11 protein-coding genes are annotated in these 14424 nt (G+C 43.5%); 5 read left to right on the forward strand and 6 right to left on the reverse strand.

Annotated features, from left to right (window positions below; all coding sequences use genetic code 11):
- Positions 1–5: 5 nt before the first annotated feature.
- The 3 genes from C5Z26_RS07010 to C5Z26_RS07020 all read right to left on the reverse strand — a co-directional run bounded on the left by C5Z26_RS07010 (position 6) and on the right by C5Z26_RS07020 (position 4558).
- Positions 6–734 (reverse strand): LrgB family protein, encoded by a 729-nt coding sequence (locus C5Z26_RS07010; protein WP_105449260.1) that lies wholly within the window; start codon positions 732–734, stop codon positions 6–8.
- Positions 735–909: 175 nt separating this feature from the next.
- Complete coding sequence (locus tag C5Z26_RS07015) at positions 910–1749, reverse strand: DegV family protein (protein WP_105450153.1); 840 nt, start codon at positions 1747–1749, stop codon at positions 910–912.
- Between the two features lie 454 nt (positions 1750–2203).
- The gene (locus tag C5Z26_RS07020) at positions 2204–4558 is read right to left on the reverse strand and encodes an FAD-binding protein (protein ID WP_105449261.1); all 2355 of its coding nucleotides are present in this window, start codon (positions 4556–4558) and stop codon (positions 2204–2206) included.
- A gap of 547 nt (positions 4559–5105) precedes the next feature.
- Here C5Z26_RS07020 and C5Z26_RS07025 point away from each other — a divergent pair.
- The 4 genes from C5Z26_RS07025 (at position 5106) to C5Z26_RS07040 (ending at position 9784) form a co-directional block, all read left to right on the forward strand.
- Positions 5106–6521, forward strand: a complete 1416-nt coding sequence (locus tag C5Z26_RS07025; protein WP_105450154.1) for a DASS family sodium-coupled anion symporter — start codon at positions 5106–5108, stop codon at positions 6519–6521.
- 86 nt (positions 6522–6607) lie between these two features.
- Positions 6608–7495, forward strand: a complete 888-nt coding sequence (locus C5Z26_RS07030) for a LysR family transcriptional regulator (protein WP_105449262.1) — start codon at positions 6608–6610, stop codon at positions 7493–7495.
- A gap of 135 nt (positions 7496–7630) precedes the next feature.
- Entirely contained in the window at positions 7631–8329 is a 699-nt protein-coding gene (locus tag C5Z26_RS07035; RefSeq protein ID WP_105449263.1) for a zinc metallopeptidase, read from the forward strand.
- Between the two features lie 516 nt (positions 8330–8845).
- Positions 8846–9784 carry an alpha/beta hydrolase gene (locus tag C5Z26_RS07040; protein ID WP_105449264.1) on the forward strand — a complete coding sequence of 313 codons (939 nt, stop codon included), beginning with the start codon at positions 8846–8848 and terminating at the stop codon, positions 9782–9784.
- 62 nt (positions 9785–9846) lie between these two features.
- On the opposite strand, the gene C5Z26_RS07045 is transcribed toward C5Z26_RS07040, so the two are convergent.
- From C5Z26_RS07045 to purB, 3 genes are all read right to left on the reverse strand, one after another.
- Complete coding sequence (locus tag C5Z26_RS07045; RefSeq protein WP_234005650.1) at positions 9847–10965, reverse strand: glycerate kinase; 1119 nt, start codon at positions 10963–10965, stop codon at positions 9847–9849.
- Complete coding sequence (locus C5Z26_RS07050; protein WP_105449266.1) at positions 10962–11321, reverse strand: hypothetical protein; 360 nt, start codon at positions 11319–11321, stop codon at positions 10962–10964. The genes C5Z26_RS07045 and C5Z26_RS07050 overlap by 4 nt, the downstream gene beginning before the upstream one ends.
- A gap of 190 nt (positions 11322–11511) precedes the next feature.
- Entirely contained in the window at positions 11512–12810 is a 1299-nt protein-coding gene (gene purB, locus C5Z26_RS07055; protein ID WP_105449267.1) for an adenylosuccinate lyase, read from the reverse strand.
- A 318-nt stretch (positions 12811–13128) separates the two neighbouring features.
- Here purB and C5Z26_RS07060 point away from each other — a divergent pair, with 318 nt between their 5' ends.
- A complete protein-coding gene (locus C5Z26_RS07060; RefSeq protein ID WP_105449268.1) occupies positions 13129–14418 on the forward strand; it encodes an adenylosuccinate synthase in 1290 nt (429 codons plus the stop codon).
- The last annotated feature ends 6 nt before the right edge of the window (positions 14419–14424 follow it).

The following is a 14424-nucleotide window of genomic DNA, read 5'->3' on the forward strand; positions in this document are numbered from 1 at the left end:
CCTCCTTAACCGAGACCGACTAACCGGGCAAAGACTGGTACCATAAAGTTAACTAGTATTCCAGCAATCACAAAGGCAATCGCGCCAGTTGCGCCAGCAGCCTCACTAACTTCAATCGCTTTAGTTGCGCCAACTGCATTGCCAGCAATTCCAAACCCTAAGCCGGCACCTAACGGGTTCTTATGTAACTTGAACCAACGAATAAAGTGGTCACCTAAAGCATAAATCAAGACTGAGTTTAGAATAACCGCAAATGCCGCAATGGCTTGGTCACCACCAACTGATTCCGCAACTGGTAAGGCAATCGCCGTTGTTGCAGCCTGAACTAACATGGCACCTAAGGCTTCATCCGTCAGATTGAGTGCGCGGGATACCCCATAAATTCCGAATAACGAGAACAATAGTCCTAAAAATAACGCTATTAAAATCACATCCCAATGCTTCTTAAAAATATCATTACGTTTATATAGAGGGACCGCAAATGAAACGGTGGCAGGCGCAACTAGCCAAAATAGCCAATCGCCGCCAATTTGATAAGCCTGATAAACTTTGTGCAGCGGTGCTTGCAGGGCTGACGCAATCAATACCAGTAAACCAATCCCGAGTAACATTCCAAAGAACAATGGCTGGAATAAGACAAATCGATTCGTTTTATGATACAAATACTCGCCAATCCCATAAACTAACACGGTCAAACCGATGCCAAAGAATGGATTATTGAGAAGATAATTCAAATAAGTTCCAACTTTCTTTTAGGGGGTGAAAGTGACAAAAAAGCGCCCCACTCCGGGTCTAGTCATCATTTGCATGGTGGTTAGGCTCAGAGCAGTGCGCTAACACGACTCCAAATATTATATACTTATTATAGCAAGCTATAGATTTAATTAATAGTATTTAGCCTCCGGCGGTTTAATCAACCACTTGAAACATCAACGCATAGGCACCGGTACCCGTATGCGTCGCAATAATCGGACTCGTTCGGGCAACTAATAAATCTGCTTGTGGCGCTACTTTTTGCATCAAAGCCTGTGGGGCCTGCGCCACTGTTTCAGCACCGACATACGAGATACCGGCGGATTCAACCCGGCTAACATCCGCTAATTCCGCTAAAATCTGCGTTTGTGCTTTAATTAGTGCTTTTTTTCCACGTCCCCGCGTATACAGTTTTAGCTTGCCTTCAACCAATTCAAACACAAACTTTAATTTGATTAAATTAGTCACGACCCCTGCAATTTTGGGAACTCGACCACCCTTGACTAGGTTATCTAAGGTATCCACAAACAGATAAACGTGCGTCTGTTGTCGAATGACCGCAATCTTAGCCAGAATTGCATTCAAATCAGCGCCCGCATGCGCCATGCGCGCAGCAGTCAATACTTGAAAGGCCATCCCCCGATCAGCGGACTGCGTATCAATAACCGTCACCTGGCCGGCCGCCAGCTTAGCAGCTTGACGCGCAGCATTCACGGTCCCACTTAAGGTTTCAGTGAGATGCAGTGACAACACTTGACTCCCATCCGCAGTCAACGCATTGTAGCACGTTACAAAATCACCGATTGGCGGTTGGCTAGTCGTTGGTAATTTCGGATTGGTCGTCATTTCACGATCAAAGTCAGCTCGTGAAACCGTGGTATCAGCCACCAAATCACCATTAAAGCCCACCAGCAACGAAACAATGTTAATATCATATTGGTCAATTTCGGCCGCGGTTAATTGGACCGATGAATCAGTGACGATTTTAATTGTCATAACAAGAACCACGCTTTCAACTAAGTTGGTTGCAATTATAGCATTCACATTTTCGTCACCTTTATGAAAGCTTACTACGACTGCCTTTTGCGGCATTGGCGGTATTAAATCGGTCACGATGTAGTTATAAAGTTTGTAAAATTAGGCTAAGTCGCCATGACTAAGTTGTTTTTTCAAAATGAGATCACGTTTTTAGCCTTTAGCCGTCACACTTTCTTCAAGGAACGTGGCTATACTATGTTTATGGTCATTGAGGAACTCCCCATTCCTTAACGACAGCCCTAAATTAAATTCAATTACCTCCCCAAGTAATGAATTTGTGTGTGTGTAACAACCTAACTTAATTTACTTCCCTTTTCCACCGTATTCCCCGATACGGTGGTTTTTTGTGTCACCGCTGGGTTATTCCAAAAAGACATCCGCCATAATCCAGCAGATGTCTTTTAGCCTTATTTTACTTAACTTGCTTTAAAGCATCCTTCACGGCCTCTTTAATCGCGCGACTCGAAGCCGAAGCCCCGGAAATCGCATCAACATCGGTGGAATTCGCCGCAACCATTGCTTTTGGTAATTGATCAACCGCTATTAAACCAACATCTTCGCTTTCATGATGTTGCATAACCTCTACCTTTTCTAGCTGATGATGCCGATAAGTGACGCGCACCACGACCTTGCCACCAAGCCCACTATTGGAACTACCTAGATATTGATCAGTCCCTAAATCAATCTTAGTCGTCTGCTCAATAGCCACAATATCATTAATGCCATTAACATCATTGGCCCTAACGTCATCAGCATCATCTTTAGCAGCTGCTGCATTTTCACCAGCTAGTTTTCCAAAGATGAGGCATTCAGCTAAGTTACCACCACCTTGATAGCAATTAGCCACAATCCCACCTAGTTCACCGGCACCAAACAAATGTGGAATGGGATTATTATTAATATCTAGAATTTGGGCCGCTTCATTGCGTTCTGGTCCGCCTTGCGTGTTTAAAACGTCATTAGCAACCGCAATGGCATAATAGGGGCCGTCATCAAAACAACGCATGCTTGCCGAATCTCGTCCAAATTCATAATCTTGACCTAAGCGCTTAAACTGATTAAAGCTTGCCACTGTACTTTCAAGCTTGGCAGTTGGCACAGCTAATTTTTCGGCTAATTGCGCTAGTGAAGCTGCCGAAACTAACTTCTGCATGAATTCTGGATAAGGCAACTGACCCTTTTGTGCTAGTTCTTGCTTGAACTCATCGTATTGCGTTTGATCAAACACTAAATACGGATGCTGATTTTTCATCGGAATTAACCAAGAACCATGCATCTTAATATGCCCATGACGATGTGGTGCATCCTCTGGAAAATAACGCGTCCCGTCATCAGCAATCACTAGAATACTGCCTTGCTTCAACTTAGGCCATTCTAGCTGACGACCACGTTCATTATCAGCTTCCTTAAAAGTTAATCCGGGCAGAATACCATGTGACTCATAATTAGTCATATGCCACATCTTAGCGCCAACTGCTTGCGCCATTTTGATGCCATCACCACGATTGAATAAGGTCCCTAGTGGGGTTAATCGTTGACTGTGCAAATAGGTTTGAACTAGTTCTGGATTATTTTCAAACCCACCCATGGCTAAAACAACCCCATTTTTGGCATGCACATTGCACAATTGACCTTGCCGTTTAATCTGGACACCACGAACAATTCCAGTACCAGGGTCTTGAATCAAAGATTGTGCCCGTGAGTCTAGCCAAACATCAATCTGATCGGCTCGGTCTAATACCTTTTGTCGCAGGAGTTTCCATAAACCAGCATCTTTATCACGCTTATGGACTAGTGCAAAATCAACGGTTTGACTTCCCTTTAGTTCTGGATATTCGGCCATCGTTTTTTTTATTGCGACAGCATCCCCAGGTTTAATATCGTGTTTCCAGCTAACTGCCGGAATGCCCAAGTATTGCTTGAAATACTCGGGCATTTGATGCATCCCCGATAAATAAGCCTGTAATGTCTTTTCTGGCATCGCAAACGGCGCATTTAACGCATGATAATAATCAGTTAAATCAGTCAAGCTGTCACCCATTACGACGTGTTGCGCTGAATAACGGGTATTACCACCTTCACGCCCATATGGCGCCGCCTCAACTACCAACACATGCGCGCCATTATCGGCTGCAAACCGGGCTGCAGAGGCCCCAGCCCCGCCAAATCCTAATACAATCACATCATAATTTCCTTGCCACTTAACGGTTAAAGCCGGGCCGTTAATTTGAGATTTTACGAGTTGTGTAAAATTGGCAAAACACCTTTCCAAAAAATTAACCGTATGTGGATCAACTAAACTGCCTTGTTCATTAAACGCCTTTGGTGCAAAGCTTAACATGAATTCATTACCGGGCAGTACAGTTGCCCCAACTCCTGGTGCATTCAAAATCAACCGTAATTCATCTTGTGCGCGCGAGGTGCCTTGAATCCCCAATGAAGTTCCCACAATCATGAGTGGCTTCCCCACAAATGGGTGGACACGGTATGATAACCATTCAATCACACTTTTAAGTGCTGCCGGCACGGCATGGTCATATTCTGGAACACCAATGATGACACCATCGGCTACTTGAATTTGATCAGCTAACGTTTTTACTGACGCTGGTAATTCAACAGTTGCATTACATTCTTTAAACAATGGTATTTGATCAATCTCTGCAATCTGCATCGTGACATTTTCACTAAAGTGCTGCTTCATATACTGTAATAAGTCTCGATTATAAGATTTTTCAGCATTGGTCCCAACGATTGCAACTAATTTCATAACTAACAGTCCCTTTTATTTTTAATTGTGAAAATTCAAAAAGTATCGTGTGGTTGTTCACAAGGCCAATATACGCACTTTTAAAAAAAAGACAATGTTAGCATTCAGAAAAATCAGCTGGAAGCCTGCTATCATCGGCTAAACGGCGTACTACTTTTTATATTTAGCCAATAATTAGGCTAGGTCGCACTCATTTTTGCCGAAAAAATAGTTTGACTTTCATAAATAAAATTAATGATTATCACTTTAAAATCTGCTGATAGCCTAGTTATTTCATCCACTGATTGACTTGTTAGTCGTGTTTGCTCTGATACAATTCCCTACAGTGGTACCTTTTAAGGCGCTATTTAACCTATTCGTGTCATTCGCTAAAAAATAGCACGTTGACAATTCAAAAATAAAAGTTATGCTACGGATGAAGATTTAGGAAGTTACTAGTTTAACTAATCATGTGATGTTTTTTTCAATGGTGATGGTTGCACCATTGATAGTCACGCCTATCATCATCTTTTTTGCAATCAGTGAATCATATAAAGGGGTACCCATTATGACTAATAAAATTAATTGGAAAGCTTTTATTTTACCCTTAGTACTGGGGATTGGACTTTGGTTACTCACACCAGTTAAGCCTGCAGCGATTAGTCCAACTGCCTGGCATCTATTCGCTATCTTCGTTGCTACTATCATTGCCTGTGTGACTAAACCGTTACCAATGATGGCGACCACCTTAATCGGTATCACGGTCGCCACGCTAACTGGCATTTTCACTATGGACGAGGTCACCGCCGGATTTGGCAATTCCACCGCTTGGATGGTTGCCATGTGTATGTTTATGGCAGCTGGCTTTATTAAGTCCGGCTTAGGCAAAAGAATTGCTTACTTATTTGTCAAATTATTTGGTAAACACACTTTAGGGTTAGCCTATGCTTTGTCTGCGGTCGATACCGTCTTAGCAATTGGTATCCCCAGCAATAATGCTCGGGTCAACGGCATTATGTATCCGATTATTGATAACCTTTCTCATGAAATGGGTTCCGATCCCAAGCAAGGAACGCAACGTAAATTAGGGTCATTTCTAATTTTTAACGAATATGAAATTAATAACGTTACTTCTGGGCTATTTTTAACCGGCTTAGCAGGCAACATGGTGGCCTTAGGACTGGCAAAAACCCAAGGCATCACAATTTCTTGGTTGCAGTGGTTTACTGCGGCCAGTGTACCAGGACTGATTTCACTATTGGTCATTCCTTTCATCCTATATAAAGTTTATCCGCCTGAGATTAAAGCAACCCCGAATGCACGTGTTTGGGCAGATAAACGCCTTAATGAACTTGGCAAAATGGCCATCAGTGAAAAAATCATGTTACTCACTTTCTTACTTGCGATTATTTTATGGTTGGTCGGCACAAGTATCGGTATCGATGCGACGACAGTTAGCTTTATTGCCGTAGTCATCTTGTTACTTACTGGGGTCATCACAACTAAAGACCTATTAAATGAAAGTTTCGCCTGGAATATTCTAGTTTGGCTATCCATCATTATGTTGATGTCAAAAAAATTAATGACGCTCGGCTTCTTCCCTTGGTTCTCAAGTACATTAGGCCATTCACTCCATGGCATGAATTGGATTCTAGTTCTAATTATTTTATTCTTGGCTTACTTCTATTTACATTACATGTTTCCCAGTGTTTCAACCCAGATTTCAGCCCTCTATGCTGGTTTTCTTTCAGTAGCCATTGGTGCTGGCGTCCCCACTACTTTGGCTGCCCTAATGTTAGCCTTTTGTGGTTCTATCTATTTATCAACAACACCATACTCTGCTGGCCCGGCAGCCTTGCTTTCCGGTACCGGCTATGTGACCAATAAAGAATGGTGGCAATTAAGTGCACTCATCGGACTTGTCTTCAATATCATTTGGCTGGGAGGCGGCCTACTGTGGACTAAGGTGCTTGGCCTTTGGTGAGCCCTACCATTATTTAAAAATCACGTTGCCAGCTCTAATTAAACTAATTTACGTTATACTTAAATTAGTTTAAAGGGAGGCTTTTTATGAACGAGCGTGATTTAAAATACTTTTGTAGCTTAGTCGAAACTGGTAATTACACTGCGACTGCTAAACAATTTCAGGTAACGCAACCGGCGATTTCAGTTGCACTCAAACGACTTGAGACCAAATATGCCACTAAACTATTAACCCAGTCTAATCACCGGGCACGCTTAGTTACCACCTCAGCTGGACAGGTTTTATATATTAAAGCTCGTCACCTAATTAAAGAATTTACCCAGATTGAATTAGAAGTGCAACATGCTGGTGATCAAAAAGTTAGACTTGGCTTTTCACATATTGCTGGCGGGATTTGGCTACCGCGCGTCATTGAAACCTTCGCCCACCATCACTTATTGGCCTCTGTCACGACAGAAGTTGCCATTTCTGAACAACTACTCGAACAGTTGCGTCATCATAAGTTAGATGCCGCTATTTTTTCAACACTACAGCCAATGCAATCAGATGACTTGCAAGTATTTCAATTAGAAACCCACCCTTTATGTGTACTGGCTAACATTCAGCAACCAATCAGTCGCTTACAGATGGTTGAAGCAACTGACTTACAACAGTTGCCCATCATTGCCCGTTTACCACATTCACTACCAAGAACAGCGTTAACTCGCTATTGTAGTCGTAGTAACGTTCGACCAAAAATCATCTATGAAGCTCATTCTAATCAGCTAGTTGAAAGCTTAGTTGCTCGCAATTTAGGCATCGGTTTTGTCATTAACGGGTCCGTTGCTTTGAGCCCCAATGTTGTTAAGATTCCACTCAAGCCTAGTCAATCAATTGATTGCTACATGCAACTGGCGGTTCGAAAATCCTTCCTACCAAACGCTTATCAAACCCGTTGCATTGACTTGCTAAAAGAAATTAAGGTTCAAGAGTAATTGACTGCCCTTTGCCACTGTATTCCCCACTACGGTGGTTTTTTGTGCACTGGCTAGCAACTAGTCCCCCTAGGCAAAGTTAGTCATATCTGCTAAACTAGCTCTTAATATTTAACCATTAAGGAAGACTTACACGTGTTTTACTCACTATTTGATCCAACCTATTTTTTGGTCATCATTGGTTTAATCATCTCAATGGCCGCTTCAAGCTATATCAATCGGACTTTCAAACACTACGATACCTATCGAAGTCAATCTAATACGACGGGAACTGCAGCGGCGCAGTTTATTTTGACCCAAACGGGGATTAACGACGTGGGCGTTCAAGCCATCAGTGGCGATTTAACCGACAACTATAATGGACAAACTAAAGTCCTTAGTCTGTCCGCTTCAACAGCACAATCCACGTCGGTCGCCGCCATCGGGGTCGCTGCGCATGAATGTGGTCACGCTGTACAAGATCACGTGAACTACTGGCCTATGCGGCTCCGAACAGCCCTCGTTCCAGCAGCCAACCTCGGGTCAACGCTATCTTTACCCATTATTATTGTGGGGGTCTTACTCAGTTACAATCAGACCTTAATTCATATTGGCATTTTGCTATTCTCATTAGCCTTACTATTTCAACTCGTGACTTTACCCGTTGAATTCAATGCTTCTAGCCGCGCCTTAAAGATTTTAGCGAGTGGCGGCGTTCTGACGCCGGCAGAAGTTCCGCTAGTCCGCAAAGTGCTTATCGCCGCAGCATTAACTTACGTGGCGGCTGCGTTAGCCACTTTCTTACAGTTGCTGCGACTAATCATCCTATTTGGCGGTAATCGCGACAATGATTAGGGGCTTAATAAAGGCTTAGTGAATTCTTCACCACATCGGCTGGATTCGTTCACATATTCTTCACACCGGCTCGGTATGATAGTATCATAGCAATTGAGGAACAACCTCAACTAGCTACAACACAACCTAAAATTTTTCATTTACTCCTCCAAAGTAATGAAATTCATAGTAACATGCGACCCCCCATCGCATGTTTACCCTACTCCTTTTTCCACCGTATTCCCCGATACGGTGGTTTTTTGATGCTAAATCATTGCCCTTTGAGCAAGCTATTTACTTTTTATGCCATAAATCGTTATACTGGTAGCATGGTAGTTGAATTTGTCACTCAACTGCTATACCTTTTCATTTACTCCTCCAAAGTTAATGAAAATAGTCTTGTTAGGTCCTCCAACCTAACAAAATGAACACTCCTTTTGCCGTCGCGTAAAGCGATGGTTTTTTATTTTCTGAAAATTTGCATTTTTAAAAGCTGGGGGCGTATCATAATAAGGTTGATATTAAGGAGTTGATCACATGAAAAAGCGCCGTTGGATGGCAGCTTTAGCCACACCATTCATGCTAGTTTCAGCGACTCTGCTCGCTAGTGAAAAATTATATAATTTTGCTTTTAAGCGGGTAGATTACGTGCCTGAAACATCCGCCGATAAGCAAAAATACGCGACTGATTATTGGGCTTATGTCGATTGGTTGCAACGCCAGCCGCTCCAAACCTGGCATTTACATCGTGACGATACGGCTAATCAGCTAGTTGCCAAGTTCGTCCCCGCCAAAAACCCGAGTCGGCGCACCGTCATTGTCTCGCATGGCTATAAGGGAGATGGTGAAACCATGGCCAATTATGCCTATATGTTTCATAATCTCGGATATAATGTTTTGTTACCCGATGACCGTGGTCATGGTCAAAGTGCCGGCCGCTATATTAGTTTTGGATGGCAAGATCGCCATGATTATGCGGATTGGGTTCAACAGGTCCTCCAAAAGATGGGCCACCAAGCTGAAATTGTGCTTTTCGGCGTTAGCATGGGGGGCGCAACCGTGGAAATGATGAGCGGTGAAGTCCTCCCACCACAAGTCAAAGCAATTATTGCGGACTGTGGCTACACCAGTCTGGCAGATGAACTCACTTATTTGCTCAAACGCCAATTTCACTTACCAAAATACCCGATTGTACCGCTGGTCAGCTTTATTAATCGCCATCGGATGGGCTATTTTATCAGTGATGTGAGTTCAGTAGAACAACTCCGCCACAACACCCGTCCCATTTTCTTTATTCATGGTGAAAAGGACGTTTATGTGCCTAGTTGGATGTTGAAACAAAATTATCAAGCTGCAGGCGGACCTAAGCAGATGTGGCAGGTGCCAAATGCTAGCCACGCTGAAAGTTTTTGGGTCGACCCCGCTACTTATGAAAAACACGTTAAAACCTTTCTTAATCGTTATCTCACTCATTAAAAACAACCTTAAGTTTAGCAACTGCCAACTAATGGCGCCTAAACTTAAGGTTGTTTTTAGGTTTATTTACAAGCACTGATAATCCGTGCCAAACGGTCGGCCATGCGGGCTAAATTAGCTGGCCCTTCCTGCATCGCTGCCGCCAAAGTTGCGACATGGTCCACAATTGGCAATACTGCGGTAACGCCATGATCAGCAAAGGCCTGATTGGCACCTTTTTGATTACCTACCATTAAGTAGCACGCTTTTTGAGCGGCTTGGGCACGTTCGCTAATCTGAATCGGCACCTTCCCCATAAAGCTCTGATCATCGACTTGCCCCTCGCCAGAAACCACGAAATCAACTGTCGCAATTTGAGCTGTTAACTGGCTCAAATCTGCAATTAGTTTAAATCCTGACTGGACTTGGGCACCTAGAAAGTACCGTAACGCAAACCCAATGCCACCCGCAGCACCATCGCCTAAGTGCGCACTAACTTGCCCAGCGGTAACCTGCATAAAATGCTGCATCGCTTGATCATAACTCGCCACTGCTACGGTAGTCAGCCCTTTTTGAGGACCAAAGATAGTTGCGGCCCCCGTAGGACCAGTCAGCGGATTGGTGACATCCGAGGCCGTGACAAACGTCACTGCTTGGACAGCTTTAGTCACCTGAGTTGCATCCCAATGCGCTACGCGACTCAAATCGGCGCCGACCATCTTTAACTCTTGATTTTGCGCATCAAAGAAACGATAACCCAATGCCCGTAAGATTCCAGCACCACCGTCCACCGTACCACTGCCGCCAAGCCCAATCACAATCTTTTGGGCCCCACGCGCAATGGCCGCTTTAATCAATATACCAGTACCGTACGTGTTCGTCTCAGCAGGCGTTAGCCCCGCCGTAATGAACTGAATACCCGAAGCGGCGGCGACTTCAATCACGGCTAACTTCTGATCCGCAAAGTACCCATAAGTTGCCTGAATGGGCCGTTGGTTAATATCAACGGTTGCCACTTGTACCGTCATACCACCAGGTTGATTGGCTAAAAATGCCGCTACCGTTCCTTCACCACCATCCGCAATGGCAATTTGGCGAGAGTTGATGCCCTGCTTAGCAAATTGATCTGCCACAATTTGATTGGCTTGAATGCTCGTCATTGATTTCTTAAATGAATCAATCGCAATTAGTGCTTCCATCATTTTACCCTTCTTAATTTGAGTTGCTGCTGAGCCCCTTGAATCGGTACTAAAAGATAATCAGCCGCCTCATTTTTCAATACATAAGTCCCATTATACGCTCCCGCCGTAATGACTAAGTCATCATCACGATTAAAATAATAGTGCCACGTTTGACGTTGCTGATTCGTGGCATCAATCGTTAACTCAGCTGCGGTAAAAGTTGCCCGACCAATCGTATGAACCCGGCCTGTAACCGTAGTCAACTGCCAGGTGTGTTGCTGTAGAACCGCCGGATTACGCTGGTCACAAGCACTCAAACCCCCGATGATCATGGCAATGCCTAAGATTAAAGACACCCATTTTAGTTGATATTTCATTGTTAGCTCCCCCATGCCATCAGTATATAATAATTTATATTCGAATTATTATATCCAACATAAAGGGGCCGTTTAACGACCTGAACGTTATTACCAGTGACCATGGCTGTGATTTAAAGTCCCTTTATCGCAAACTTAACCATTAAAATAGTCCCCACCGAGTTGGCGAGGACTAATGACTCAATTTTATTTAATCATCTAAGCCTAAACGTTTAAAGATATCATCAACATGCCGTAAATGATAATGATAGTCAAAAGCATCATCAATCGCTGCTTGATCTAAATGTTGGCGAATTTCGGCATTACTTTCAACCAATGGTTTGAACTGCAACTGCTGGTCCCAAGATTGGGCCGTGAGTGGCTGAACTAAATCATAAGCTGCTTCACGTGACATCCCAGTATCAATCAGCTTCAATAAGACCCGTTGGCTATAAATTAACCCATAGGTGGCATCCATATTCTGCTTCATACGTTCTGGAAAAACAGTCAACGTCCCAATAATCTTTGTAATCCGCGTCAAGATATAGTCCGTTAAAATCGTCGTATCCGGCAAAATGATCCGTTCAGCTGAAGAATGTGAAATATCCCGTTCATGCCATAATGGTACATCTTCGTAAGCTGTCATCATGTGTCCACGAATGACCCGTGCTAAGCCAGTCACATTTTCAGAACCAATCGGATTCCGCTTATGCGGCATCGCTGATGACCCTTTTTGACCTTTATTGAAAAATTCTTCAACTTCATGCGTTTCTGATTTTTGTAAGCCGCGAATTTCAGTTGCAAATACTTCAACACTCGTGGCAATTAACGCCAACGTAGCGATGTATTCGGCATGTAAATCACGCGGTAAAATTTGGGTTGAAATTTCTTGTGCCCGAATACCGAGCTTATCACACACAAACTGTTCGACGAATGGCGGAATATTGGCGAAAGTTCCTACTGCACCACTAATTTTCCCAGCTTCAACGCCAGCAGCAGCGTGTTCAAACCGTTCAATATCCCGATTAATTTCAGAATACCACCGTGCCAACTTCAGTCCGAAGGTCGTTGGTTCCGCATGGACCCCATGGGTACGACCCATTTCAACAGTATATTTATATTTTTTGGCTTGTTGCGCTAATGTTGCTCGTAAATCCTGTAAATCTTGACGAATAATCGCATTGGCTTGCTTTAATCGGTACCCCTGCGCCGTATCAACCACATCGGTACTCGTTAACCCATAATGGACCCACTTACGTTCAGCCCCTAATGATTCTGAAACATCACGCGTAAACGCCACCACATCATGATGGGTCACAGCTTCAATCTCAGCGATACGATCACTATCAAACTTCGCATTGGCACTAATCTTAGCAACATCTGCCGCTGGAATCTTGCCTAATTCAGCCCAGGCTTCATCAGCCGCAATTTCAACTTCCAACCAAGCTTGGTACTGGTTTTCTAGGGACCACACTTGGCCCATCTCGGGACGCGTATAACGATCAATCATTGCTAATCCTCATTTCTATTTACTGATTTGCCAACAAAACACGAACATTATTATATCATATCCGCCTAATAATTAATAGTGACGAACAATGAAAAAATATGGCTTATTTTCACTAAGTCGGTTTTTATCCGCTTGGTTTTATCAACTTATTTAGTTAACTATGAACATTATCAATACAGCAAAATAAGAACATTCGGATTTAGGCTTGCACTTGGAAAGGAAAATTGCTATACTCATTCCTGTTGGAGTGATGAACATTTCGTCACTCATTGCTATTAATCATTCATATATTAAAAATACTTTAATGAGGTGGAAAACATGGCATCAGTCGTAGTAGTAGGGAGCCAATGGGGCGATGAAGGTAAAGGAAAGATCACAGACTTTTTAAGTCAGGAAGCAGATGTGGTATCACGTTACCAAGGCGGCGATAACGCCGGCCACACTATCGTATTTAATGGTAAGACTTTTAAATTACGGCTGATTCCATCAGGGATTTTCTTCCATGATAAGCTTAGTATCATTGGTAACGGCGTCGTTTTAAATCCTAAATCATTGGTTGAAGAACTCCAATATCTGCGCGATAACGGGGTCCAACCAGATAACCTCCGCGTTTCCAACCGCGCACATGTGATTTTGCCTTACCATATTCTTTTAGACGGTGCGCAGGAAAAGGCTAAAGCCGGCGGTAAGATTGGGACAACCAACAAGGGTATCGGACCAGCTTACATGGATAAAGCCGAACGCATTGGGATTCGGATGGCCGACCTATTAGACAAAGAAACCTTTGCCGCCCTCTTAAAACGTAACTTACAAGAAAAGAACCAAATCATCACCAAGCTATATGATTTGGAACCCATTAAATTCGATGATATTTTCGAAGACTACTATAACTATGGTCAAGAATTGAAGCCATTTGTGACAGATACCTCGGTTGTCATTAATGACGCCTTAGACGCTGGCAAGCGCGTGCTATTCGAAGGTGCTCAAGGTGTCATGCTAGATATCGACCAAGGGACTTACCCTTACGTGACCTCGTCTAACCCCGTTGCCGGTGGTGTCACCATTGGGAGTGGCGTGGGCCCTTCTAAGATTGATAACTGTGTGGGGGTTTTAAAAGCCTATACGTCACGAGTTGGTGACGGTCCATTCCCAACCGAACTCTTTGATGAAGTTGGGAATTTCATCCGCGAAACAGCCCATGAATATGGCACAGTCACCAAACGGCCACGTCGAATCGGTTGGTTTGATAGTGTTGTTCTACGCCATGCTAAACGCGTTTCTGGCTTAACTCATTTAAGTTTGAACTGTTTAGATGTTCTTACCGGCTTAAAAACCATTAAAATCTGTACCGCATATGACTTAAATGGCAAAACCATTTATCATTATCCTGCCAGCTTAAAAGAACTCGAAGCTTGCAAACCGATCTATGATGAATTACCTGGTTGGGATGAAGATATCACTGGCGTGAAGACCTTGGCTGAATTACCTGAAAACGCCCGTAACTACCTCCGCCGTATTGAAGAACTCGTCGGTGTTAAGTTGGCAACTTTCTCAGTCGGTCCCGACCGTGAACAAACTAATGTGATTGACCACGACATCTGGAACTAAATAAAG

The sequence above is a fragment of the Lactobacillus sp. CBA3606 genome (assembly GCF_002970935.1).
GTDB lineage: Bacteria > Bacillota > Bacilli > Lactobacillales > Lactobacillaceae > Lactiplantibacillus.